The organism is Paenibacillus cucumis (ex Kampfer et al. 2016) (genome assembly GCF_019748695.1).
GTDB classification, from domain to species: domain Bacteria; phylum Bacillota; class Bacilli; order Paenibacillales; family Paenibacillaceae; genus Paenibacillus; species Paenibacillus polysaccharolyticus.
In genome coordinates this window covers 83,120-106,596 of sequence record NZ_JACLIC010000033.1, presented here as the reverse complement: position 1 = coordinate 106,596, position 23,477 = coordinate 83,120, and the positions used below count along the sequence as shown (strand labels likewise).

Genomic DNA, 23,477 nt, shown 5'->3' with positions numbered 1-23,477 from the left:
GTTACAATTTATAACCTGATCAAAGTTGATTGAGGTTGTGGAGAGAAGGAATGTTCCCATGGTTGGATTGAAGCAACGTTAATAAACGGAGGCAAGGCGGGCGTCGTGCCCACTTATTCCGTCTTTTGTCATGCTTGGATTTGACCATTTTGCAACATCATATACTATACTGCACAGATCATAGGAGGCACTCCAATGGATGCAATGACATTTGTCCTGTTCGGGGCAACAGGCGATTTAGCCAAACGTAAAATTTACCCTGCATTATACAATCTGTACGTAGATCAGAAAATGCCGAAGGCATTCTCCGTCATCGGTTTGGGCCGTCGTGAACTATCGGATGCAGACTTCCAAGCGAATGTGGAAAAGTCACTACAGGAATTCTCCCGTCAGAAGCCGGAGGAGGCATCACAGGTACGCGATTTCATCGGAGCTTTCCGTTACTGTTCGCTGAACAATACGAAGCTTGAAGATTACACCCGGTTGCTTCAGCTGGTGCAAGAGCGTGAACAAGAATTGAATATCCCGGAAAACCGCATGTTCTATATGTCGGTTGCACCTGAATTTTTCGAGCCAATCGCACTGAATATTCAAGAAAGCGGCCTGGGTAACACAAAAGGCTGGAAGAAACTAATCATCGAAAAACCATTTGGACATGATTTGCAGTCTGCTCGTGAGCTGAATGAGAAGCTGAGCAATACCTTTGCGGAAGAAGAAATTTATCGGATCGACCATTTCCTGGGAAAACCAATGGTACAGAACATCGAAACATTGACGTATGCCAACCCGGTGATTCAAGCACTTTGGTCTAACCGTTACATTGCGAACGTACAGATTACAGCCAGTGAAACTGTAGGTGTTGAGGAACGTGCTGCGTATTATGATCAAAGTGGTGCTCTTCGCGACATGTTCCAGAACCATATGCTTCAATTGCTGATGATGATTGCATTACATCTGCCAAAACGTTGCACACCGCAAGAAATTCAGTATAAAAAGAAAAAAATTGCTGAGTCGCTACGCCCATTAAACAAAGAGAATGTAGCATCTGAAGTGGTTCGCGCCCAATATGGTGCAGGCGAGCTTCAAGGCTCCGCAGTCGTTGGTTATTTGGACGAGCCAGGTATCCCTGCTAACTCACAGAATGAAACATATGTAGCCGCAAGACTGTGGTTGGATGATCCGTTCTGGGACGAGGTTCCATTTTATATCCGCACAGGTAAACGCATGGCTGAGAAATCAACCCGAATCGTCGTTGAATTCAAGGCGCCGCTTAAAACAGGACATGAGTCTGAAAACACGATGGCTCCAAACCTGTTGACGCTGGAAATTGGTCCTGGCGAAAGTATCTCTCTTCAATTAAATGCGAAGAACCCACTGAACCACGGTGAGGTAGAACCGATGCATATGACTTTTAACTCAGGAGAACGTAACGTTCCTGAAGCGTACGAGAACTTGATCTTTGACGCGATGCGTGGAGATTCTACTTTCTTTGCACACTGGAACGAAGTTGAACTGGCATGGCAGTGGGTACAACCGATTCAGGAAGCCTTTGTGGCAGGTACTATTCCACTGGATACGTACAGTGCAGGTTCGAATGGACCTGAATCAGCCGATCGCCTGACTGCGGAGAATGGATTCCGTTGGTGGTAAGAGAGGCAACATTCCTTAACTATTTTCTAAATATTTCATTGCTAAAAATTATACCGTTCCAATTTTGCATAAGACCTTCTGACTTATTCAGTCAGAAGGCCGCAAACATTTTATATATAGATGGCAGAAGCATCACGGCTTAAGCACACATCATCATGGATCACGTAGTGGAGGGGACGGAATCGATTCTGCAGAAACGAAGTGTTCGCCTTTGTAGTCCAATTTTACCCGTACAGCTAGGGAATTATAAAAATTGGAATACAACAGCGATCGAAAGAACGATCCGTAACCGGAACGGTTGGTGGGCAAAAGCGGAATGTGTTCTGTATCCTGATTCTACTCAAAACATTCGCAAAACAGGAGGATTTTATCATGAAACTTGGACTTATCGGACTCGGAAAAATGGGCTTGAACCTGGGCAGAAACCTGATTGATCACAAACACGAAGTGGTTGCCTTTGACCTGAATGCAGAAGCGGTTAAAGAAATGAAAGAATACGGCGCTCAAGGCGTGTCCTCATACAAAGAAATGGTTGAATCCTTGGAATCTCCGCGCGTGCTGTGGATCATGGTTCCTCACAACGTTGTGGACGCTGTACTGGCTGAAGTGAGCCCGCTGCTGTCCAAAGGTGATATCATCATCGAAGCAGGGAACTCTCACTACAAAGAGTCCATCCGTCGTTACGAGCAGCTGAAACCACAAGGCATTCATTACATGGATGCAGGAACTTCAGGCGGTATGGAAGGTGCGCGTAACGGTGCATGTTACATGATCGGTGGAGATCCAGAAGCTTGGGCGATCGTTGAGCCTGCTTTCAAAGACACTTCCGTAGAAAACGGTTATCTGTATGCGGGTAAAGCAGGTAGCGGTCACTTCCTCAAAATGGTGCACAACGGAATCGAGTACGGTATGATGGCTTCCATCGGTGAAGGCTTCGACGTATTGGAGAAAAGCGGATTTGACTTCGACTTCGAACAAGTTGCGCGTGTATGGAACAACGGTTCCGTAATCCGTTCTTGGCTGATGGAATTGACAGAGCGTGCGTTCTCCAAAGATGCGAACCTGGATGAAATCAAAGGGGTTATGCACTCTTCCGGCGAAGGCCGCTGGACCGTTGAAACAGCATTTGACCTTCAAACGGCTACACCGGTTATCGCCCTGTCCTTGCTGATGCGTTACCGTTCCCTGGAAACCGATACGTTCACGGGTAAAGTCGTTGCAGCATTGCGTAACGAATTCGGTGGACATGCGGTGGAAAAAAACTAATCTGTTCATTAGAACAAACCTAAAGATTCCTTATTTGTAAAAAGTAAATCTTTCGCCTGTGCAGATGACATATCTGTTACGGGCGGAAGGTTTTTTTGTGCCTGGAGCAGCCTGATGTGCACATCCTGCGGATTTGCCGATCAGGCCACTCCAACGTGCATTACAGGGTGCTGTCCTTCTTTTTCAGGACAACATTGCATATGGATATCATATAAGCCTATGGCTCATCCCGCAGGGGAGGGAAGCTCCGATGATGCGAAAGAGATGGCGAAGCCGCAGACGACGCTCTAAGCCGCCAAGTGGCAAGCGGAAAGTATGGTTAATTGCTTTGCTCGTAGCTATATTTTGTTTGATGCAGGGCTTTGCATACGTGGACAAAAAGATGAAGCCGCCCATTATGCATCTGGCCAAGATCAGGGTGAAGCAGATTGCAACCGAGGCGATTAATAAAGCGATTACGGCTCAGGTTGCTGAAGGCAAGACAACGGAAGGGTTGATTGATTGGAAAACCGATACGGCGGGCAAAGTTTCAGGTTTCATGCTGAACTATAACGAACATATGCGCATTACGGCAAGTACGATGAATGTCGTGCAGTCTACCCTTCAGAACGTGCATATGTTAAAGGAAAAAATACCGCTGGGTCAGGCGCTGGGTAGCCCGGTTATGGCTTCGTTTGGCCCAAGCATCCCCGTTCGTATTGAACCTCAGGGGGCAGTGAAGGTTGACCTGAACACCCGTCAGCAGAATGCAGGTATTAACATGATTCTGGTCGAGGTATACATCCACATTATTGCCGAGGTTGCCGTTGTAGTGCCTTTTGACATGGAACCCGAGACCGTAGATACCGAAATCCCGATCTCTTATTTACTCGTTGTGGGTGATGTACCGATGTATTATTACGATAATCAAGGTAGGCCTGTCGGAAGCAACGGCAGTAATGCTCCCGCAATTGCCTTGCCTTCAGGGCAGGCAGGCGTATCTAGCGGCGGTAACGGTCACACGGGAAGTGGAAGTGGCACGAACAATGGTAATGTTAATGGGAATGGAAACGGCACGCACAATAGTGGTGAGACAACAGGTAATCAACCACAGATTCCAAGTCCGCAGCAAACGCCGGGAAACAATACACAGTCAAACGGGCTTGAACTTGAATTGGACCCGCCTGATCTGAACGGGAGTTTCCAGTCCGGACAAAATGGGCATTAGGCGCGAAGCGCTGAATTGCTTGCTCTAAGGCAATATTCCATCAAGTTCAACCATAGAAAGAGAAAGGGGAACCTCTCGTCAATCGTAGAGGTTCCCCTTTTAGAGCGCGTATTTAACAAGGTGTATGCTGTCCGCCTTTACTTGCTCTTCTTGTTTCTCTGGCTTCGTTCTTCCTGTTCCCAGTGTCTGAGTAACGGATAGGGATCGAAAGACCATTCATGCAGACCGCTGTCACGGTAAATGCCGTAATGAAGATGCGGAGGGAACTTGCCTTGAGTTCCCGGCTTGCCGTAGCCAGAGCTGCCAACCCAGCCTACAACCTGCCCGGGAGTGACCACATCACCGATCCGAACCCCTTTATCAAAGCCGGACAAGTGAGCGTAATAATGATAGTGGTTGTTCAAATCCCGGATACCAATCCGCCATCCACCGAATGGATTCCAACCTTTGATCTCCACAATGCCATAACATGTACTGCGAACAGGCAGACCATGTGGAGCAAAGATATCTGTACCTTCATGAATACGATATCCGCCCCAACTTCGTTTGGTTCCCCATGTGCTGCGATAGGAATAATTGGTACCCAAAGGAACGGGAAAGGCGTGTCCGAATAGATCCAGATTGTCAAAATGCTCATATAATTTCGCAAATTGCTGAATTCGCTGCACGGCTCTTGAATTGTGATAGTACTCCCACAGGCCTATGCCAAAGTCCTCCTGTTTATTTCCGTATTGCTGCATGATTGACGCCATGCTGTAGAGTACATCCAAATCGTTGTTGGAGTCCGCAATCCCGTCTCCTGAACCATCTCTGCCTTTTCCATTGAAAAAAAGAATCGATTGCGGATGCTGGTCTGTCTCATCCGGGTTCAGCCAGCCTCTCCAAGCCGGAGACGTCAAGAAAATACCAGTCAAACGTTCAGGGTGTTTACGATCTTTGGGATGTGCTCGTGTAATCGTTCGTTCATACTGATCAATGGCGGCCAGCCTGTACCATGGAATTTGGGTCATCTGACCAATACTTTCATACAGATGTCGACGTGCGGCAAAAATGTCGGTTGCTTTGGGCTCTGCAGCTTGGGTTTGGGTCATTGTTTTATGGACAGACTCACCGTAAACATCAGCAGGCAGGAATGGGAGAAGCATCGCGCCTGCGAGTAACGTTTTGATGCAAAAGCTGTACGTATTACGGAGTATCCACTGATGTTGCACAGGGAAGCAGCCCCTTTCCGTTGAGATGATGCACTTATGCCCGATAAATCAAGCTATATCTTAGCGTTCTTCAAACGTTCTGTTTTTATCCATTTCGTTGTGTAAGCACAAGATGTGACAAATGGGGGTTTTTCCAAGCCTTTCATGGTATAATATGTTCCGAGCAACAGCCTAACTTCAGTAGAAAGAAGGTTTATGCATTGGCTAAACGTGTTAAAGAACCGAAACCGGACTGGATTCGGATCAAATTGACAACCGGAGATAACTATCAGGAAATTAAAAACATGATGCGTTCCAAAACATTGCATACCGTATGTGAGGAAGCACGGTGTCCGAATATTTATGAATGCTGGGCGAATCGAACAGCGACTTTTATGATTTTGGGCGATATTTGCACAAGAGCATGCCGATTTTGCGCGGTCAATACCGGTTTGCCTACGGAACTCGATTTACAGGAACCTGAACGTGTAGCCGAAGCAGCTGAACAAATGAACCTGCAACATTGTGTAATTACAAGTGTGGCCCGGGATGATTTGAAGGATGGAGGAGCAACCATTTTTGCCGAAACGGTAAAAGCTGTACGCAAGCGTCTGCCATTGTGCAGTGTGGAAGTGCTTATTCCGGATTTTATGGGTGATCGGGATTCACTGCAGATCGTTATGGATGCTAAACCGGATATTTTGAACCATAACATCGAAACCGTTGAACGGTTGTCAGACAAAGTACGTGCCAAAGCCAAGTATAAACGTTCACTGGAATTGCTTGCTCGTGCTAAAGAGATGCAACCTAACATCCCAACGAAATCGAGTATTATGCTCGGTGTAGGTGAAGAATATAACGAAATTTTGGCAACGATGGATGATCTTCGTGCGGTGAACTGTGACATTATGACGATTGGTCAGTATTTACAGCCATCCGAGAAACATCTGTTTGTTGAGAAGTATTATCCGCCTGAAGAATTTGCAACATTGAAACAAGAAGGATTGAAGCGTGGATTCAGTCACGTCGAATCCGGTCCGATGGTACGCAGTTCTTATCATGCCCATGAACAGGTAAAATCAGCGAATCAGCATACGGAACAGGCGGCAACACACGCGTGATGGAGGAATCCGGATTGGAACAGAATAAAAACACGGAAGAACAGCTGGAGAATGAGCAACAGAACGAGCAACAGCTGCAAGAAACGGAACAGGGGTCTGTACAGGAACAGGAACAGGAAAAGCCTAAGGCACCCGTCATTGTGCAAGTCGGCGGCAAAAATTATGAAATTGTTCAGAACCACAAGCAGGGTTGGAATCCGGAAGTGTTCCGTGATCGGTACAGCGAAGTGCTGGAGCGTTACGACTATATTATTGGTGACTGGGGTTATAGCCAGCTTAGACTCAAAGGCTTTTATCGAGACAATCACCCCAAAGCAACGAAGGATTCAACCATCTCTTATCTTGTGGATTACATTAACGAGTACTGTAACTTTGGCTGTGCATACTTCGTACTTCAGAAGTGCAAAGAGCAGCCACAAGCCAAAGCAAAAAGCGGTTCCTGAGAAGGACCGCTTTTTTGGTGCGTATACATAAAGTTTTGTCAAGTCAGGCATGTTGCCTAATCAAGAAAGGCTGTGCGAACCCGGTTCCAGAACGGATATGGGCGAAAACGCGCAAAACTGACCTTCTGCTCCGAGACCTGGCAACGAACAGAGATCAGATCCTCCACCATTACATTGACATGATCAATGGTTAGCAACAGACGCTGATCTTTGCGTGAGAAAATGTCACAATGATGATGCTTGGGCAAAATGACAGGTGAACCGAGCGTCCGGTAGACACGGTTGTTAATGGATGCAATCTCAGCAATCTGAATAGCTTCAATCGTTGGATGCACCATGGCTCCGCCGAGTGCTTTATTGTACGCCGTACTACCTGATGGAGTGGAAACGCAGATCCCGTCCCCCCGGAACATCTCAAATGTAACGTCGTTGATGTCCACTTGTGCTACGACGGTACCATCTACCCCTTTTAACGTGAATTCATTCAGGGCTATGTACGAGGCGTTACCTGATTTCTTACGAATCTCCAGTTCGAGCAATGGATACTTCACAATACGAGGTTTAAGGAGATCGGGATCCCCTTTACCGCTCATAAGTCGAACCAGTTCCCTTAATTCTTCCTTCTTCCAATCGGCATAGAAGCCGAGGTGGCCCGTATGAACCCCAACAAAAGCAATATCCGGAATGCGGTCGATGAAATTGTGAAAAGCTTGAAGCATCGTTCCATCGCCTCCGATGGAGATAACAATCTCCGGCGATTCTGCATCCAGCTTGAATCCTTCTTCCTTCGCCAGCGCATGAAACTGCTGACTGAGATCAATCGATAATTGGTCTCCGCGGTCTTGAACATAGTATCTCAAGATGAAAGCTCCTTTGTGGTCATTATACTACCGATGATAATCAATTCCGCGCCAGAACACAACGTCCGATTCAACTTCTGGGCAAACTATTTGGACAAAGCCCTATTTTTCACTCCGTTTGGGAATCAGTAACGAACGAATCCAGGTAAGACATAAGAGAGTAGCGAGCATACCGACGAACATCTTTATTCCTGTTATTCCAATGACATTCCATCCGGGTGTGTGATCGAAGACAGAAGGGTTCAGCGTGTTCTCCAGAAATGCAGGCGAGGCCGATATGTTCATGAATAGCGGCCATAACAAAATGACGAGTAGAGGTGCAATTGCCGCATGAATTGCTCGAGCCAGTAAAAAAGGCCCGTATCGCATTGGCGTATTGCTTAACACGCTCATAATTTGCGCATGCACGGATAACCCGCCCCAGGAAAGTACAAATGCAGCGGCAGCAACTTTAAAGACAAGAGGAATGGAGGTGGATGCAGCTCCAGCTTCTTTGGCTCCAAGTGTCACTTCAAATAATCCGCCGACGAGACTGTGGGACAGGGATGGTGGTAAACCGGCAAGTTGAAGCCCTTGTTCCGTTAGAGTGTACAGCATGCCTAGCCATCCGGTCTGAACCAATAATTCCATAATGACGGAGAAGAATACAACTAGCCCGCCTACGATAATAATAAGCCGGAGGGAAGAGGATATAGCATGCCGAAGCAATTCCCCTAAGGTCCGCCCATCGGCTTGTCTCGCTTCGTGCATCGCATAGATCGCACTCAGGAAACGGTTGCGATGCTCTCCGTGAGCGGGAGGGGATTCAGACGGTAGAGTTGCAGCGGGACGGCCATGGAAACGCATGAGTACACCTACAAGAATAGCCGCAGAGTAATGGGAGGCCACAAGAATTGGAGCGATGGACGTATTGTGGAAAAAACCGACAGACACAGCCCCAATCATAAAGATCGGATCAGATGAGGTAGTGAAAGCAACCAAGCGCTCACCCTCCTCTCTTGTAACCAGTTTCTGTTCCCATAATTGTGCGGTCAGTTTAGCCCCTGTAGGGTAACCAGAAGCACAGCTTACGGCAAAGACAAACCCGCCGCTTCCGGGAACGCGGAATATCGGGCGCATAAGTGGATTAAGCAATGTACCCAAAAAATGCACAATACCAAAACCGAGTAGCAACTCGGATAAAACCAGAAATGGAAAAAGGGAAGGGAACAGAACATCCCACCAGATCGATAGTCCCCTCACACTGGCATGCCAAGTTTCAGATGGGTACAAAGCCATCAGAACACAAAAGAAAAGGAGAGCAAGGATGACCAGGATTTGCATGATGCGCTTTGAAACGTTCATGAATTTCTCTCCTTTTAGGGTTAAGATGCAGGAATCACAGTCCATGATGGAGCTTTTGCCATAAATATATGAAAAAGATCGGACAAACAGTACAAAATAATAATGGGAAAGCGCTTGCAAAAGTGGCTGTGTTTTTGAATGATGTATGCTAAAATGGTAAAAACGCCTGAACGTCACCTAATTGCCATAAAGGTGGAATCAATAAGGATGGAGTGATGATCATGAGTCTTGTCGCCGGAGTCCTGGTCTGTGCATTTGTGTATGTGATACGTGCCTCGCTGGTGCGTACTGAAGAGGAAGATTGGCGAAGTTATTAATGGAATATGTGATGCGCCAGCCTTGAAGGTTGGCGCTTTTTTTGTCATTTTGGCCCGGAACTCCTTGGTACGTAAGGCTCTGGTCAAATCTGATCTTTCATGTGATATAGGACTTTTTGGTTTTTTTTGATAGAATGAAGATGCTGGCTTTTAGGGCCAGCTTGTTGATCTGTTGTTTATCATGTTCCTGTAGCATGTGTTATATTACAAAATTCGACATATTGAAGGAGGGAAGAAGTATGAATTCCAGTTTAAGTATTTATGACAATCTTGGCGGTGAACAAGGTGTTCGGGCGCTGGTGGAGGCTTTTTATCCAATCGTATTGCAGAATGAACAACTAGCACCGCTCTTCCCGGAAGATATTACTCCGGTAATGGACAAGCAATACATGTTCCTGTCTCAATTTTTTGGTGGTCCTGCATTGTTCTCTGAGGCCTACGGACATCCGATGATGCGTGCTCGTCATATGCACTTTGAGGTGACGGTAGAGCGAGCAGAGGCATGGCTTGCATGTATGAATCAAGCGTTAACACAAATTGGTGTGGAAGAACCGTTGCATTCGTTTATTTTGCAGCGTTTATCGGGGCCAGCTCACCATTTTGTGAATACGCCATAGTTCCAAATATACGACAAGCCTTACGGGAGAGGGATGGAACAAGTGGAATTAGAGCCGCTGTATAAGGTGAAGGTGACATGTCATTATTGCGAGAATGAATTTGAAACGTCACGAGTCAGACCTAGTTTGAAACGGCCTTACCGAACAGATTCTGATTTTTGTGCTTATTACAAACAGGAAAATCCGGATTTTTATGTTGTCCGAATCTGTCCTTCGTGTGGATTTGCCTCTACCGAAAATTCTTCAGGTAATCTGAATGAGATACAGCGCAAGGCGTTCATTGAGCAGATCGGAAACCGTTGGGTTAAGCGAGATTATAGTGGAGCAAGAAATCTGGAACAGGCACTTGCTACGTACAAATTGGGTCTGCTATGTGCTCAGGTTATTCAGGAAAAGGATCGTGTCGTTGCTGGCCTGTTGCATCATATAGCCTGGTTGTATCGGTATATGGAAGATCATACACAGGAGCATCGTTTTCTCGAGTTCAGCCTGGAAGCTTATATCAAGGTGTTTGAACGGGAAGGAACAGGCGGTAATGAGGCGAAGTTACTATATCTGCTTGGAGAACTGAATCGCAGAGTAGGAAGGTTCCATGAAGCGGTTCAATGGTTCGGTAGAGTCATTCATGACAAACGCATTACAGATGCAGCGATGATTCGTGCGTCAAGAGAACAATGGGCGTTGCTACGTGAACAGATGATATCAGGAAAAATGGAACTGCCACAAGAGATGCTGGAAGCAGAAAAAGAGGCTGCAAAGCGCAGCCCTCTCTAAGTGTATTGCAGGATGTATTTATCGAACAGGACGACTGGACAACAGGTAATCGTTATCGGTATCAATGACGGTCATGCTGCTATTACAGCAGGGAAAGACAAGCAATTTCTTTTTTCCTTCACGGATACGGATGAGTTCCTTGGGTTTGAGGGGAAGTAGCACATTGTTTGCACCGCAAAAAGGGCATTGCTGTACATAGATATCCCCCATAATGACATCGTATGGCCAACTGTTCTCAAAAGGAATCATTTGGATTTGTCTTCCTGATCTGAAGATTTAGCGGCCTCTTCCTTGGCCAATTCTGCAATCTTCTGCATGAGAATATGTTGAGGCATATGCATCAGATGTTCCAGAGGCACGCCCAGAGATGCTGCTAATTTGACGGCTGTTTCAGCCGATACTTGTAAAGGTTTCATACACTTACCTCCTGAAAAAGTTGCTTATTATTTCTCTAGTATAGAGATACGTTGCGTATAAAACCAGTTTTTAATTCAATTCTATTCACCCGAATCTATAGAAAGAGGTGCCTTATTAGATGAAAATGCCATTACATCCTGTATGGGATCTGGAGTCCATCTTTAGTGGAGGTTCTTCTTCCGAAGCATTCGCCGCATATCTGAGTAAGCTGGAAACGGATGTGCGAAAGTTACAAGAAACATTGAATCAAACGGTTGCTCCAGCAACATTGGAAGATACAGAGGCTTTTGATCCTATTCTTGAACTGTTGCAAAATTGTTATGTTCGAATCTCTGAAGGGTCTGCGTTCGTATCTTGTCTGTCCGCTCAAAATCAGCAAGATAAAAAAGCGACTCAACTTCAAGGGACTGTTAGTTCCATTGCTGCGATGCTCAGCAGCAGTAAATCCAAATTCGACAATATACTTAGCCAGATGCCAGAAGATGTATGGGCGGAATGGCTTGAACGTCCTGAAATCCAACCTTTGTCCTTTGTGTTAAACGAGAGTCGGACACAAGCGAAAGAAAAATTGTCACCGGAGCTGGAAGGGCTTGCTCTGGATCTGGCTGTGGATGGTTATCATGGTTGGGGCAAATTTTACAATACAATTGTAAGTAAAGTGAATATCCCGTTTGAACAGGATGGGGAGACAGTTATGCTGTCCGCAGGACAGGCCGCTAACAAGCTTAGTGACAGTGATCATGCAGTGCGTGAGCAGGTATATGCATCCTGGGAGCAGGCCTGGATAGATGTGGAGGATTTCTGCGCAGACACGTTGAATCATCTTGCGGGTTTCCGTCTAAAATTGTACGAGAAGCGTGGCTGGCATGATATCTTGAAAGAACCTCTCTCCATCAACCGGATGTCACGCCAAACGCTGGATACGATGTGGGAAGTCATCAACGGAGCCAAACCGGTACTTGTACAGTATTTGGAGCGAAAAGCCCAATTGCTGGGTGTCGATAAGCTAAGCTGGAGCGATGTAGAAGCACCGGTAGGCAAGTCTGTTGGTAAAGTGACGTATGACGGGGCAGCTCAGACAATCGTGGAGCAATTTGCCAAGTTCAGTCCCAAACTGTCGAGCTTTGCAGAGATGGCTTTTGAGAAACGATGGATTGAAGCCGAAGATCGTCCAGGTAAACGTCCAGGGGGATTCTGCACTTCACTGCCACTAAGCAAAGCGACTCGCATCTTTATGACCTTCTCTGGAACGGCGTCGAATGTATCCACACTCGCGCACGAACTTGGTCATGGATACCACCAGCATATCATGGAAGAACTGCCGGCATTGAATCAGCGTTACGCGATGAACGTAGCTGAGACGGCTTCTACATTCGCAGAGATGATCGTTGCCGATGCATTGGTGCAAACTGCAAGTGATGAGCAGGAGAAGCTGGCGTTGCTTGAAGATAAAATACAGCGTAGTGTTGCGTTCTTTATGAACATTCATGCCCGTTTCCTGTTTGAGAATCGTTTCTATGAGCAACGTAAGAAAGGCCTGGTAAGTGCCGACGAGTTGAGCAGATTAATGGTGGAGGCTCAAGAAGAGGCATACTGCGGCGTTCTGGCATCAAATCATCCTCATTTCTGGGCATCAAAACTGCATTTCTATCTGACAGGTGTACCTTTCTATAACTTCCCATATACCTTCGGGTACATGTTTAGTGCGGGAATCTATGCTCGGGCACAACAAGAAGGTACGGCTTTTGCGGGGAAATATGATGATTTGCTGCGTGATACTGGACGAATGACTGTGGAGGAACTAGCTCAGAAACATCTGGGTACAGATCTGACACAACCGGACTTCTGGCAAAATGCTGCGAATTTAGTTATTGCCGATATTGAGCAATTTTTAGAGATGACCTCAGATATAAAATAGCGTAGCCAACTATTTTGAGAAAAGAGAAGCCATATTGGATTGTCTGACAGACATCTATTATGGCTTCTTTTATTTGTAATGCGCCTTAAAGTCGAATGTATATTTTGTCGTAAATAAATGAAAAAACTCGTTTTAAGGAGGGGGATTGGCAATTAATTGTGCAAATTATAGGGATAATTACCCAAAGTTGTTTATATTTGTTGAGTAAGCGTATATGATGTCATATAATGAGTCGTAAGTCCTTGCTTTATAGGACTAAAAGCATAATAGGAGGAGTGTTAACGTGAAAACGGAGCAACTTTCATTAGCAAGACAGTTAGATCTGGTGTTTAAAGAGCTTGATCAGGAACTGTCAGGATTAGATTCAGGGGTAGTTTTTGTGCAAATACGAAATAACGTTATTGGGAAATTCGGCATTCGACATAATCCGATAACCGGTAAAGATGGACGGATGGAGATGGAGGGTGAGGGACTTAATCATGCGCAACTTGCTTCCTTCCGCGCTATGGCACTGGAGACACTGAAATTTAAGCGGAATTGGACACATGGCGAAATTAGCTATGACTTTACCGTTAGACAAGGCATGATCATGATCGATGCGACGATGGAATCCAATTACAACATGGCGAACTTGATGATTCGCTACCCTAGAACGAATACATATCTGGATTCGGGGATGGGATCTGGCTCATAATTTAGCAAAACCAGAGAATGATATCGTTAAGTTTATTACACATTGTTTACTACAAATAGAAATAAAGCGGCACTTCCGAAGAAGGCCGCCATTCATTTTCAGCAACACTCAAGCAATAATTACGAGCTTACGAACGACCCGATAATTGCTGCTCAGCGATTTGTACCAGACGTTTTGTAATATATCCACCCAGAGATCCAGTCTCACGGGAAGTATAGTTACCGTAGTAACCATCTTGAGGAATTGTTACACCCAGCTCTTGCGCAGCTTCCATTTTCAGTTGTTGCAATGCTGCGTTCGCTTGAGGTACTACCAGATTGTTAGAGCGGCTTCCGCCACCTTGGTTTTGGCTTCCGTACATATGTCTCACCTCCTTGTGGGTTAGTGATGTTAGTATGGATCGAGAATGAGGAAATATACATGATATGGCGTAAGGGAATATATGGATAATCAAACGAAGGCATGTCAACTCAACAAGCCGATCCAGTGCGGATCGGCTTGTTTTGCATCATTGCGAGAATAGCAAAAGTCGAGGTAGTTCATCTATTGTAAAAAAAGTATTGCTTAGTCAATTGGTGGAACAACCTCGATATGGGTGAACAGCTCTACAGGTTGCTCTGGTTCAAGCCGGATCAGTCCAGTTACATCCTCAGTCAATGGCAGATTCGGCGCATCCGGCAACCAGGTGTAAGGTTCAATACACAAGAATTGATCGGATTCTCCTTTGGTATACAAAACCCAGTGTTTGAAAAATGCTTCATCTACTGAATATTTCAGTGTATATCCATCATTTCTCCGCAAATGAGCAACTGCAGGCTGACCTTCCGCCGCACGAAGCAACGTATCCCAGTCTCTTCCCTGCATGTTGATTCCTTCCCCGATAGAGGACCATTCATCATGTAACGTTTCTATTTCGCCTGTAGGCAGCTGATCTTCATTTTGTGCATACAATCCGGAAACAGGTAGCTGTAGTGTCCAATCTTCAGGTTTACCGTCGAGCAAAAACCATGTATGATATCCCATCCCAAAGGGAGCAGGTGTTGAACTCAAATTGGTGACACGCAACCGCTGGGTCAGTACAGCATTTTTCAAGCTGAATGTCATTTCAAGTTTCAGAGGGATGGGGAACTGTTCCATCCAATGTTTTTCATTTTCGGTTAATAGTTCGGTTGTGATTGCACAGCCGTCCTCATCTTCTTCAATATCACTGACACACCAGGACTGGCTGCGATGGAGACCGTGAATATGGTTGCCATTTGCCGTATTCTGATCGAACTGATAACGTACACCTTCATACTCGAATTGTCCCTTATGGATACGTCCTGGAGGTATAAGCAACGGGACTCCAAAATGATAGGGCTTCTGTAAATAGAAAGCCAGATCGTTTTCGTCTGGGCGACGAACGACATCCCTATTCTGCACCAAATCGCGAATCGAGATGATGTTATTTCCCAGACGAGGCAGCAGGGTGATTTCCAATTCACGGCTATGTAGGATATACGTGTCGTAACCATTCCATTGACCTTTGGTCACTTGTTTCATATCGATGCTCCTTTTCCCACTTGAAATCTGTCTGCATGCAGTTGGGCTTGCTGAACTGCTACAGGCGTGTCATTGTGATCATTCCAACTTTTTAACACATCCTGCGATCAGCATCATAGCCTTCACAGGATAAGCAATACCATCATAACAGATTTTCAAGCTTCGCGAAAAAAAACTCATCTCATTTTGACATTCAGGCTTAAGGGCATTAATATGGAATTCTAAAAGCTTTTTATGAACTGAATGATATCAAAGCGATGACGGGGACAAGTAGACAAGGAGTATTCTCTTCAGAAAGCCAGTGGTTGATGCGAACTGGTGTGAACTCTTTTTTGAATGGACCCTTGAGTGTATAACTGAACAGATCGAACTATCCAGAGAGATCTCATTAGGTTATGCCGGTTATTCCACGTTAAGGAACAATGAAGGCTTCTTTTCTGCTATATCCTGCATATCAGGATAGCGGAGAGGAGAGCGAATAAGGGTGGCACCACGGTCTCACGTCCCTTGCGGATGTGGGGCTTTTTTGCGTTCGCAGAGCGAAGATGCCAAATTTTTGAATTCTAGATGATGTGTGAATTAGGGAGGCGTATCAGATGAAAACGGTATTATCAGGCATTCAGCCGAGCGGTAAGCTTACACTGGGCAACTACATTGGTGCGATTAAAAATTTTGTGAAATTACAGCATGACTATAAGTGTCATTTTATGGTTGTAGATCTTCATGCCATTACAGTGGCACAGGAGCCAGCAGCACTGCGTGAGCAGTCCGAGGCTGTGGCCGCATTGTTCATCGCGGCAGGAATTGATCCGAGCAAATCAAACGTATTTCTGCAATCTCACGTACCACAGCACGCAGAGCTCGGATGGTTGATGACAACGCTAACCTCAATGGGTGAGCTGGAGCGTATGACTCAGTTTAAAGACAAATCTTCCGGCAAAGATTCTGTCGGTGCCGGATTGTTCGTTTATCCATCCCTGATGGCTGCAGATATATTGCTGTATAATGCAGATCTCGTGCCTGTCGGGGAAGATCAGAAACAGCATCTGGAGCTGACTCGTGATCTGGCAGGGCGCTTTAACCATCGTTACGGAGAATATTTCACCATTCCTGAACCTTATATTCCACAGGTCGGTGCGCGTGTCATGTCACTGGATGATGCTTCCTCAAAAATGAGCAAAAGTAACCCCAATGCAGGAAGTTATATCGCCCTGTTAGATCCGCCGGATGTCATTCGCAAAAAAATTAGCCGTGCTACGACGGATTCCGGTCGTGAAGTTGTCTATGATCCGGCGAATAAGCCAGAGGTGAGCAACTTGATGAGCATCTATGCGGAATGTGCGGGTATGACACTGAATGAGGTGGCGGAGCGTTACGAAGGCAAAATGTACGGCCCATTCAAAAAGGAACTCGCCGAAGTCGTTGTCTCTGTTATCGAACCGTTACAAGCAAGATACAACGAAATTCGTGAGTCTGGTGAGCTTGCAGATGTATTAGAGACTTCGGCACGTCGTGCTGAAGAGGATGCTGCGAAGACGCTGGATGCGGTGAAAGAGCGGATGGGTTTCGTTCCTAGACGTAAGCTGTAATTGGGAATACAGGTTCAGCAAAGTCAATTTAGCATAAAGACCATGAACGGTTAATCATGTGAACATAGAAGAGGAGACGGATGAATCCATCCGCCTCCTCTTTTTTGACTTATTAACTTCATATGATAGCGATAGCTTATGAAGCTGATTCGGAAGCCGAGCGGGCTTCCTGACGTTCTTTTTTCGCCCGGATGATAAATCCCCAAACGATATTAGCCATGGATAGAACAAACAGCAGGGCTGCAAGCCAGCCGTTGTAAGAAATCGTGATTGCTGTAACCGTTAACAAAACTATCGAAGAAAATGCAAACCATAAGGATAAGCCTTTGCTCATTGGGAAAAACCTCCATGTACAAATTTATTGAATTTTCGTATAACCTGAAGCGTGCGAGCCATAATAATCTTGCAAGCTTGCAATACATTACAGACACAGATTGAAAGGAGATTTTAAATATGGCTCAAGGATCTCGCTCTTCTAACAACTTGGTGGTGCCTCAAGCGACAGCAGCTCTGCAACAATTGAAAATGGAGGCTGCACAAGAACTGGGTGTAACTATCCCGCAAGACGGATACTATGGTAACTACACTTCCCGTGAGACTGGATCTTTGGGTGGATATATCACCAAACGTCTGGTACAAATCGCTGAGCAGTCTCTGTCTGGCAAATAATTTATATACCAAAGCAGTAAAAGCCCGGTGCGGATAACGCTCCGGGCTTTTCCCGCGCAATCGTTCCTATAACGATTGTGCCCTGCAACCAAGGTCTGCGTCAAGGGCGAGCAGATAAAAGTTTTTTATCCATTTTTTCATCACTTAGCCAGCCTACGTAAGTATCAATTGTTTTGAAGTTGCGATCCATGACCACTACGGCTACAAAGGGATACTGTTTCCGGTGTCGATACCGAACATCAGCCCAGCGAACTTTATATCCGGCAGGAAGTTCCTCCACCTCGGCTACAGCATAAGAAGTGAAATAGAGGAATGCACTAACCTCCGGTGCCTTGCGTGAGGCTACAACGGCTGCATGAGTGGAAGAGGTGGCATGCAGGCTCCAGGTCAGCTCAGAACCATCGATCTTACCAAGCTCATAACTTCCATCCTTATTCGTTTTGACAACATGCCAGCGGCTCCAGGAAATCGTTGGAATCACAATGTATTTGGCTGGTTCCGGACTGTTATCCATACGTCTCACTTTTCGAACCACCAGTGCCCGCGCGATGGTACGCCATACATAATATATTCCAATCAGAATATACAGCGTAGTAAAGAGTGGGGCAGGTGCAATAAGGTCGAAAGCCCATAATAGAATCGCAATCACATGTGTAATAAACAGGAACGGGTCAAAGATATGAATGATGTTCCAGGCAATCCAGCGTTCTGTAAAAGGACGGGCAGCCTGTGTTCCATACGTATTGAACAAGTCGGTAAAGACATGTACGCCTACAGCTACAGCAGTCCAGAGGGCAACATGACCAAGTGAAACTCCTGAAAAAATCAATCCGATCACACCCGTAATTAGCAGTACCCATAACAACAGAAACGGCAACGAGTGGGACAGTCCCCGATGATTTCGAATATAGAGCGAATTACTTTTAAAACGCAGTGCAGTATCAATGTCAGGGGCTTGGGAGCCGGCGATCGTACCTACCATGACGGCGGCTGCCAGCATGGGGTCGGTTGCAACGACAGGATCAACATAGGCGAGACCCGCCAAACCAATGCCCATAACAAAATGTGTAGAGGTATCCATAAATCTCTCCTTTATAAGGTGTAACGTCAGTGTATCGTCATCAAAATTAACCTTCTCTATCTAGGTGATACCCAATTCTAGTGTATATTATCCACCCGCATGGATGCAAAACATGCTAAGCCCTGGGAAGAATCTGTCCATTTCCCAACAAATGTACGAACATTGTCAAACTATTCCGTGGTTTCTTGTGATAAAATTTATATCGGAAGTCGCGTGGATTTAATAAACATGTCGCGATGAGACATATTTTGTGAACAGCGACCTTGTCATTAGCCAAGATATGTCCCGTAATGAAGGCACTGTATTATACATATGTATCCCTTGGCTGAAATGATAACGTAGATTTAATTTATCACGTTAACCGAAATCATTTTGTATCAGTAAGCCAGGGCAGTTTAACAGAGGGTTTTTATGGATCAAATATGTATGCGCATTCACTAGTACATTGTTAGGGGGAAGGGAAGAGGATGCAGGTTATTAAGAAATACAAATGGACGTGGATTTTGCTCGGTATTGCACTGATTATGGCAGTGTATTTAATGTGGAATACGGCATTTGCCAGCCAGGAGAAATTACCCGAGATTCGGGAGATCCAATCGTTTTCCATGGAAAATGTGGATGGTCGTAACGTATCGCTGGCGGATACGCAAGGCAAAGTGCGATTGTTCTACTTTTATTTCACCAGTTGCCCTGATGTTTGCCCGATTACGACATTTACACTGTCTCAGGTGCAGGACTTGTTGAAAGAAGATGGAACATTCGGAGATAAGGCATCCTTTGTATCGATTTCCTTCGACCCAAAAGTAGATACGAGGGAGAAGATCAAAACCTTTGCCGACCGTTTCCATGCGGATTATTCGGGCTGGTATTTCCTGCGTGGGGATATGGACAAAACCAAGCAGTTCGCCAAAGAATCGTTCCAGATTCTGATCGAAGGCGAGAACAAGGATGATTTTGCCCATATGAACATGATTGGGCTGGTGGATGAGAATAACCAGCTTCGCAAGGTTTATAACGCTTTTAATACAGAAGATGTGCAGCCGGAAGCTATCGCAGAGGACATTCGCAGGCTGATTAAAGAATAACACCGTAAAATGTTAAGCACGAAGTCTTTAGAAAAGGCTGTCTCTGGTTCCTATAACCAGAAACAGCCTTTTTGTCGTTATTCCTTTTAATACGAAGGTTCGTCAGGATACTGGATATATTCCTCCAGCCCTGCCTTCTCTAATTGCGAGATGATGTATTCATCAGGTGTGCCTTCAACCCCTGCGTACCCACGTCTTGTATACATTTGTACCGCATCGGGAAAAGCATCGCGCAGTACACCTCTTATCTTTTTACCTGAGCTGTCATTGTCCATGAATAAATAAACTTCATCATATCCGACTTGCTTGCGCAGTGTCTCCAGTTTAAGGGAGTTCAGCGTTCCGAATGTGCACAAAATATTGATCTCTGGACCCACTAAACGTTTGAGTTTACTGCGATCATTCTTACCTTCCACAATGACATGAATAGGCATCTTATTCACCCCTGATTCGAGAGCTGATGTCGACATTCCCCGGGAAATGTTACAGCGAAAATCGACTGAATGTACTTATAGTGTATCTGGAAATAGGGGAATGATGCAAAGCTTAAATTGTTCTGCAGAAGGCTCTAACGTATAAGTTGGTCAGGACAAGCTTAGATACTTCACCCCAGGATGCTTTTCGCATCGGAAGATGAGAGCGGGGCAGTATGTCTTGACGTATAATAGGGGAGTACCAAGATGCCGATCATCAGCAAAATAAAAGCAATGAAATAAGGAGATACCCCCAGCCTCAGCTGTCCAGCCGTAATCGGACCAATAAACGAACCAATAGAGGTGGCAATCGATTGCAGAGAGAAAATACGCCCAAGCTTGCTACCACCGCTTAAGTGAATAAAAAGTGTAGCCATCGCGGGGAAAATGATACCTTTGGACATCCCGAGCACAAATAACACGATGGATAACGAAATTTGCGGAACGGCTGCCATCACGAAAAAACTCAAGGACATCAGCAGTACACCAGCAACTAAACGCAGTTTGGGCGAATAACGGTTAAGAAACAGCATGCTGAGTGTAAAGAGCGCACCGATGCTAATGATTGAAAACAGTAAACCTGTCGACATCATGGAGGAATGCCCGCCTCCCCGCAGCGGTAATTCAAAGAAGAGAATACCTTGAGCGCAGGCAATAACCAAGGGTAGCATGAAATAACGCCAGGAAACGGGCAGGAATGCTTTTGGCGCTTCTGATGGCGAAGGATCAGAGTTAGCTTTAGCCGAGCCGGAAGGCGCAAGGCCAGGTTTTGCGGGTTCGGTCAATGGCTGCGGCTGGCGAACGAGGCCACGCGGCATGGTAAGCAGTGCAATGACACCTGTCAGAATGAGTAGATAGCCGAGACTCGAGAAGGTGGCAGAGAACCCCATGGCACCGACGATCACGGCACCTGCGGCTGGTGACACCACCGAAGCCAGCGTGTGCACGACACCGTGACCCGACATGTATTTTCCTTGTTTCACCGGGTCATTGGAGAGTTGAGCGAGCAGGGCCAGACATGCCGGAGATAGAAAGGCTAATACAAAGCCGCTAATAGAACGTAGCGCGAGCAGTTGCCAAGGGGTATGAATGTGAGCCTGCAGAAGTAGGATGAACCCCGCACCGACCAGACTGAACACAATATATCGACGGCTCCCGTGTTTATCAATCTGTGTTCCAGCAATCAGATTGCCAGGCAGGTGGGTTAAGGAATAGATGCCCATCATCCAGCCGATAAAGGTTGGAGCCGCACCGAGCGATATCGCAAACGGCGTCAGAATGGGATACTGGGCATGCAGATCAAACACAGCTAGAAACAAAAACAGGTATAGCCAGATGGCCGTTTTCACTAGAGCCCCTCCTTGTTAGGCGATGCCTGTTTGTACACAGGTCTTGAACGTGTCCACGTTCGTCGGACGAATCCTCATGGTACTACTTGTACGCCCCGCAGGACGAACTTAGACCGTTTATTTTTGCCGGAGAGGGCTTAGCTGACAGCAGGTTCGGAAATCATGTATAATATTCGGGAAGTCATGAATCAATTCTAATTCGGAAGGTGTAATCATGAACATAGAAGTAATCAAAGAGTTTGTGATGCAGAACTGGCTGGTGATCGTCGTTGCACTGATCATTTTGTTCTTTGTTCTGAATGTGGTCAAAACGATGTTAAAATGGGCGATTGCCATCATCATTATTGCGGCTCTGCTGATATACAGCGGCATCTCCATTGAACAGATCAAACAAACCGTCACAGACGTGCAGTCCAGCACGATGGACACACTCAAGAAAGAAGCAACAAGCATCATGCTGAAGGAAGCCTCCAAGGCCACCTATGCGGCGGGGAAAAATGGTGAATTTACGATAACCAGTCCTAACGTTGAGCTTAAGGGTAGCACGAAGTCGGATAAAGTCGATGTGACCTTCCGCGGTATTTCTGTTGGTGAGTGGAAACTCGACAACGATACGATCCGCACATTTGTCGAACAGGCACAAAAAAATAAAACAGCACCTGCTTCGTAGTTTAAAGGAGGAGTGAAGACGTGCTGCAAACTTGGCTGGACAGCCTGAAGGAGTTTAATGGGATTACCATTCTGCTGTTGCTGATCGTAGCAGCATCCTTATTACAGGGATGGTCCAGAGGGGCTTCACGTTCTGCGGGGAGACTCTTTGGTTTCCTGATGGACGGTATTATGGCGGTCATTGGTATTTTGTTATCTATCGGTCTGACGTTATGGCTTGCGCCTTATGTACAGCAATGGTTATCTGTACATGCCGGGGATATGCCTAATCGTGAGTTGAACCGGTGGGAACAGCTGTATTATACGCTGGTTACAGCGATCGCAGATTTCCCGCTTATGCGGTTTGCCGTATTATTTGTATTGAGTTACGGCTTGATTCGCATGATTCTTGGATTTTTAACATCCTTCATATTTCGCAGAAGACATGCAGGAGATGAGCAAGCTGCGCCAAAAGGGATTTTTAGCCGGCTGACAGGCGCAGTGATCGGCACGGTCATCGGTTCGGTCCGAGGAATCATTGTGATTGCCGTATTGTTCATGATTGTAAGTCTCTATCCGGGTAGTATGTTCAGCCGTTATGTGGAGGCATCTCCGATCTATATGCAGGGTGCTAAATCGGTGATTGAGCCTTTGTCTGGTACGTTTATCAAGGACAAACTTCCGGTATTCACGCAGGCTGTGCAGAAGGAACTCGGAGGTATTTTGCAACGGAAGTATGAAGTGATTGACCACAATATTCCAGCCGATATTGAGCAAGCCGCGCAGGAGATTGTCAAAGGAAAATCGACGGATGAGGCAAAAGCCAGAGCTCTGTATGACTGGGTTGGCACCCGGATTCAATACGACTACGGGAAAGTGGATGATTATGAACAGAGGGGAATATGGCATGAACAGACCCCTCAGAATACTTTTGATACGCGCAAAGGGGTATGTATCGATTATGCCCGCTTATATGCGGTAATGGCACGTTCTCAGGGGCTTGATGTCAGGGTTGTTACAGGTCTGGGATATAACGGTCAGGGAGGGTACGGCCCTCATGCATGGAATGAAGTCTATTTGAGTGATTCGAATCGCTGGGTTCCACTTGATCCAACGTGGGCCATCAGCGGAGATTGGTTTAACCCACCTAACTTTGCCGACACGCATCTGAAAGATCAGTCAGCCTGATAGTACACCGGACACGGATATGGTTCGGAATATGA

Annotated in this window: 25 protein-coding genes and 1 other annotated feature; of the genes, 14 read left to right on the top strand and 11 right to left on the bottom strand. The window is 46.0% G+C overall.

The window, feature by feature from the left end; translation table 11 throughout:
* Positions 1-195 precede the first annotated feature (195 nt).
* The 3 genes from zwf (at position 196) to yunB (ending at position 4,123) form a co-directional block, all read left to right on the top strand.
* Positions 196-1,650, top strand: coding sequence for a glucose-6-phosphate dehydrogenase (gene zwf / locus H7T88_RS19865; RefSeq protein ID WP_221789984.1), 1,455 nt, complete (start codon positions 196-198; stop codon positions 1,648-1,650).
* Positions 1,651-2,022: 372 nt separating this feature from the next.
* Positions 2,023-2,916: a phosphogluconate dehydrogenase (NAD(+)-dependent, decarboxylating) gene (gene gnd / locus H7T88_RS19860; RefSeq protein ID WP_123064728.1), complete on the top strand. Its 894-nt coding sequence runs from the start codon at positions 2,023-2,025 to the stop codon at positions 2,914-2,916.
* Positions 2,917-3,166: 250 nt separating this feature from the next.
* Positions 3,167-4,123, top strand: coding sequence for a sporulation protein YunB (gene yunB / locus H7T88_RS19855; RefSeq protein WP_221789983.1), 957 nt, complete (start codon positions 3,167-3,169; stop codon positions 4,121-4,123).
* A 137-nt stretch (positions 4,124-4,260) separates the two neighbouring features.
* On the opposite strand, the gene H7T88_RS19850 is transcribed toward yunB, so the two are convergent.
* The gene (locus tag H7T88_RS19850) at positions 4,261-5,268 is read right to left on the bottom strand and encodes a M23 family metallopeptidase (protein WP_090919809.1); all 1,008 of its coding nucleotides are present in this window, start codon (positions 5,266-5,268) and stop codon (positions 4,261-4,263) included.
* A 266-nt stretch (positions 5,269-5,534) separates the two neighbouring features.
* Between H7T88_RS19850 and lipA the strand changes: the two genes are divergently transcribed.
* Both lipA and H7T88_RS28835 read left to right on the top strand, forming a co-directional pair.
* The gene (gene lipA, locus H7T88_RS19845; protein ID WP_090919653.1) at positions 5,535-6,434 is read left to right on the top strand and encodes a lipoyl synthase; all 900 of its coding nucleotides are present in this window, start codon (positions 5,535-5,537) and stop codon (positions 6,432-6,434) included.
* Between the two features lie 14 nt (positions 6,435-6,448).
* Positions 6,449-6,877, top strand: a complete 429-nt coding sequence (locus tag H7T88_RS28835; protein WP_260511022.1) for a YutD family protein — start codon at positions 6,449-6,451, stop codon at positions 6,875-6,877.
* Between the two features lie 56 nt (positions 6,878-6,933).
* Here the strand turns inward: H7T88_RS28835 and H7T88_RS19835 are convergent, their stop codons facing one another.
* Together H7T88_RS19835 and spoVV are read right to left on the bottom strand one after the other, a co-directional pair.
* On the bottom strand, positions 6,934-7,737 hold the full coding sequence (locus H7T88_RS19835; RefSeq protein WP_090919650.1) for an NAD kinase: 804 nt from the start codon (positions 7,735-7,737) through the stop codon (positions 6,934-6,936).
* 102 nt (positions 7,738-7,839) lie between these two features.
* On the bottom strand, positions 7,840-9,081 hold the full coding sequence (gene spoVV / locus H7T88_RS19830) for a dipicolinic acid transporter SpoVV (protein ID WP_154891085.1): 1,242 nt from the start codon (positions 9,079-9,081) through the stop codon (positions 7,840-7,842).
* Between the two features lie 556 nt (positions 9,082-9,637).
* Between spoVV and H7T88_RS19825 the strand changes: the two genes are divergently transcribed.
* On the top strand, positions 9,638-10,015 hold the full coding sequence (locus tag H7T88_RS19825; protein WP_090919642.1) for a globin domain-containing protein: 378 nt from the start codon (positions 9,638-9,640) through the stop codon (positions 10,013-10,015).
* Between the two features lie 42 nt (positions 10,016-10,057).
* Positions 10,058-10,789, top strand: coding sequence for a DUF2225 domain-containing protein (locus H7T88_RS19820; protein WP_221790006.1), 732 nt, complete (start codon positions 10,058-10,060; stop codon positions 10,787-10,789).
* Positions 10,790-10,807: 18 nt separating this feature from the next.
* On the opposite strand, the gene H7T88_RS19815 is transcribed toward H7T88_RS19820, so the two are convergent.
* Together H7T88_RS19815 and H7T88_RS19810 are read right to left on the bottom strand one after the other, a co-directional pair.
* Complete coding sequence (locus H7T88_RS19815; protein WP_090919639.1) at positions 10,808-11,038, bottom strand: hypothetical protein; 231 nt, start codon at positions 11,036-11,038, stop codon at positions 10,808-10,810.
* Positions 11,035-11,205: a YycC family protein gene (locus tag H7T88_RS19810; protein WP_221789982.1), complete on the bottom strand. Its 171-nt coding sequence runs from the start codon at positions 11,203-11,205 to the stop codon at positions 11,035-11,037. Before H7T88_RS19810 ends, H7T88_RS19815 begins: the two co-directional genes overlap by 4 nt.
* Before the next feature lie 119 nt (positions 11,206-11,324).
* On the opposite strand from H7T88_RS19810, the gene H7T88_RS19805 reads away from it, so the two are divergent.
* Both H7T88_RS19805 and H7T88_RS19800 read left to right on the top strand, forming a co-directional pair.
* Positions 11,325-13,124: a M3 family oligoendopeptidase gene (locus tag H7T88_RS19805; protein WP_221789980.1), complete on the top strand. Its 1,800-nt coding sequence runs from the start codon at positions 11,325-11,327 to the stop codon at positions 13,122-13,124.
* 283 nt (positions 13,125-13,407) lie between these two features.
* Positions 13,408-13,818, top strand: coding sequence for an O-methyltransferase (locus H7T88_RS19800; RefSeq protein ID WP_221789978.1), 411 nt, complete (start codon positions 13,408-13,410; stop codon positions 13,816-13,818).
* A gap of 127 nt (positions 13,819-13,945) precedes the next feature.
* Here H7T88_RS19800 and H7T88_RS19795 read toward each other — a convergent pair whose 3' ends face one another.
* Positions 13,946-14,179: an alpha/beta-type small acid-soluble spore protein gene (locus H7T88_RS19795; RefSeq protein WP_090919627.1), complete on the bottom strand. Its 234-nt coding sequence runs from the start codon at positions 14,177-14,179 to the stop codon at positions 13,946-13,948.
* Between the two features lie 203 nt (positions 14,180-14,382).
* The gene (locus H7T88_RS19790) at positions 14,383-15,360 is read right to left on the bottom strand and encodes an aldose 1-epimerase (RefSeq protein ID WP_154891082.1); all 978 of its coding nucleotides are present in this window, start codon (positions 15,358-15,360) and stop codon (positions 14,383-14,385) included.
* Between the two features lie 248 nt (positions 15,361-15,608).
* Positions 15,609-15,871: a binding site (T-box leader), on the top strand.
* Positions 15,872-15,956: 85 nt separating this feature from the next.
* Here H7T88_RS19790 and trpS point away from each other — a divergent pair.
* Entirely contained in the window at positions 15,957-16,949 is a 993-nt protein-coding gene (gene trpS, locus H7T88_RS19785; RefSeq protein WP_090919620.1) for a tryptophan--tRNA ligase, read from the top strand.
* A 136-nt stretch (positions 16,950-17,085) separates the two neighbouring features.
* Here trpS and H7T88_RS19780 read toward each other — a convergent pair whose 3' ends face one another.
* Positions 17,086-17,283 (bottom strand): hypothetical protein, encoded by a 198-nt coding sequence (locus tag H7T88_RS19780; protein ID WP_090919617.1) that lies wholly within the window; start codon positions 17,281-17,283, stop codon positions 17,086-17,088.
* A 119-nt stretch (positions 17,284-17,402) separates the two neighbouring features.
* Between H7T88_RS19780 and H7T88_RS19775 the strand changes: the two genes are divergently transcribed.
* Positions 17,403-17,618, top strand: coding sequence for an alpha/beta-type small acid-soluble spore protein (locus tag H7T88_RS19775; RefSeq protein WP_090919614.1), 216 nt, complete (start codon positions 17,403-17,405; stop codon positions 17,616-17,618).
* Positions 17,619-17,718: 100 nt separating this feature from the next.
* On the opposite strand, the gene H7T88_RS19770 is transcribed toward H7T88_RS19775, so the two are convergent.
* Positions 17,719-18,699 (bottom strand): metal-dependent hydrolase, encoded by a 981-nt coding sequence (locus tag H7T88_RS19770; RefSeq protein WP_221789977.1) that lies wholly within the window; start codon positions 18,697-18,699, stop codon positions 17,719-17,721.
* A 467-nt stretch (positions 18,700-19,166) separates the two neighbouring features.
* Between H7T88_RS19770 and H7T88_RS19765 the strand changes: the two genes are divergently transcribed.
* Positions 19,167-19,784, top strand: coding sequence for an SCO family protein (locus H7T88_RS19765; RefSeq protein ID WP_154891081.1), 618 nt, complete (start codon positions 19,167-19,169; stop codon positions 19,782-19,784).
* 86 nt (positions 19,785-19,870) lie between these two features.
* Here H7T88_RS19765 and H7T88_RS19760 read toward each other — a convergent pair whose 3' ends face one another.
* Positions 19,871-20,218 (bottom strand): toprim domain-containing protein, encoded by a 348-nt coding sequence (locus tag H7T88_RS19760; protein WP_090919605.1) that lies wholly within the window; start codon positions 20,216-20,218, stop codon positions 19,871-19,873.
* A 170-nt stretch (positions 20,219-20,388) separates the two neighbouring features.
* Positions 20,389-21,606: an MFS transporter gene (locus tag H7T88_RS19755; RefSeq protein WP_221789976.1), complete on the bottom strand. Its 1,218-nt coding sequence runs from the start codon at positions 21,604-21,606 to the stop codon at positions 20,389-20,391.
* A gap of 214 nt (positions 21,607-21,820) precedes the next feature.
* Between H7T88_RS19755 and H7T88_RS19750 the strand changes: the two genes are divergently transcribed.
* Together H7T88_RS19750 and H7T88_RS19745 are read left to right on the top strand one after the other, a co-directional pair.
* The gene (locus tag H7T88_RS19750) at positions 21,821-22,276 is read left to right on the top strand and encodes an ATPase (protein ID WP_090919599.1); all 456 of its coding nucleotides are present in this window, start codon (positions 21,821-21,823) and stop codon (positions 22,274-22,276) included.
* Positions 22,277-22,296: 20 nt separating this feature from the next.
* The gene (locus H7T88_RS19745) at positions 22,297-23,442 is read left to right on the top strand and encodes a transglutaminase family protein (RefSeq protein ID WP_221789975.1); all 1,146 of its coding nucleotides are present in this window, start codon (positions 22,297-22,299) and stop codon (positions 23,440-23,442) included.
* The last annotated feature ends 35 nt before the right edge of the window (positions 23,443-23,477 follow it).

Excerpts from the sequence above, each read along its gene's own strand:
- trpS (WP_090919620.1), top strand. The coding sequence starts at position 15,957 with ATGAAAACGGTATTATCAGGCATTCAGCCGAGCGGTAAGCTTACACTG.
- zwf (WP_221789984.1), top strand. The coding sequence starts at position 196 with ATGGATGCAATGACATTTGTCCTGTTCGGGGCAACAGGCGATTTAGCC.
- spoVV (WP_154891085.1), bottom strand. The coding sequence starts at position 9,081 with ATGAACGTTTCAAAGCGCATCATGCAAATCCTGGTCATCCTTGCTCTC.
- H7T88_RS19750 (WP_090919599.1), top strand. The coding sequence starts at position 21,821 with ATGAACATAGAAGTAATCAAAGAGTTTGTGATGCAGAACTGGCTGGTG.
- H7T88_RS19815 (WP_090919639.1), bottom strand. The coding sequence starts at position 11,038 with ATGATTCCTTTTGAGAACAGTTGGCCATACGATGTCATTATGGGGGAT.
- H7T88_RS19825 (WP_090919642.1), top strand. The coding sequence starts at position 9,638 with ATGAATTCCAGTTTAAGTATTTATGACAATCTTGGCGGTGAACAAGGT.
- H7T88_RS19770 (WP_221789977.1), bottom strand. The coding sequence starts at position 18,699 with ATGGATACCTCTACACATTTTGTTATGGGCATTGGTTTGGCGGGTCTC.
- H7T88_RS19765 (WP_154891081.1), top strand. The coding sequence starts at position 19,167 with ATGCAGGTTATTAAGAAATACAAATGGACGTGGATTTTGCTCGGTATT.
- gnd (WP_123064728.1), top strand. The coding sequence starts at position 2,023 with ATGAAACTTGGACTTATCGGACTCGGAAAAATGGGCTTGAACCTGGGC.
- H7T88_RS19760 (WP_090919605.1), bottom strand. The coding sequence starts at position 20,218 with ATGCCTATTCATGTCATTGTGGAAGGTAAGAATGATCGCAGTAAACTC.
- H7T88_RS19795 (WP_090919627.1), bottom strand. The coding sequence starts at position 14,179 with ATGTACGGAAGCCAAAACCAAGGTGGCGGAAGCCGCTCTAACAATCTG.
- H7T88_RS19775 (WP_090919614.1), top strand. The coding sequence starts at position 17,403 with ATGGCTCAAGGATCTCGCTCTTCTAACAACTTGGTGGTGCCTCAAGCG.
- yunB (WP_221789983.1), top strand. The coding sequence starts at position 3,167 with ATGATGCGAAAGAGATGGCGAAGCCGCAGACGACGCTCTAAGCCGCCA.
- H7T88_RS19780 (WP_090919617.1), bottom strand. The coding sequence starts at position 17,283 with ATGAGCAAAGGCTTATCCTTATGGTTTGCATTTTCTTCGATAGTTTTG.
- H7T88_RS19850 (WP_090919809.1), bottom strand. The coding sequence starts at position 5,268 with ATGCTTCTCCCATTCCTGCCTGCTGATGTTTACGGTGAGTCTGTCCAT.
- H7T88_RS19805 (WP_221789980.1), top strand. The coding sequence starts at position 11,325 with ATGAAAATGCCATTACATCCTGTATGGGATCTGGAGTCCATCTTTAGT.
- H7T88_RS19810 (WP_221789982.1), bottom strand. The coding sequence starts at position 11,205 with ATGAAACCTTTACAAGTATCGGCTGAAACAGCCGTCAAATTAGCAGCA.
- H7T88_RS19790 (WP_154891082.1), bottom strand. The coding sequence starts at position 15,360 with ATGAAACAAGTGACCAAAGGTCAATGGAATGGTTACGACACGTATATC.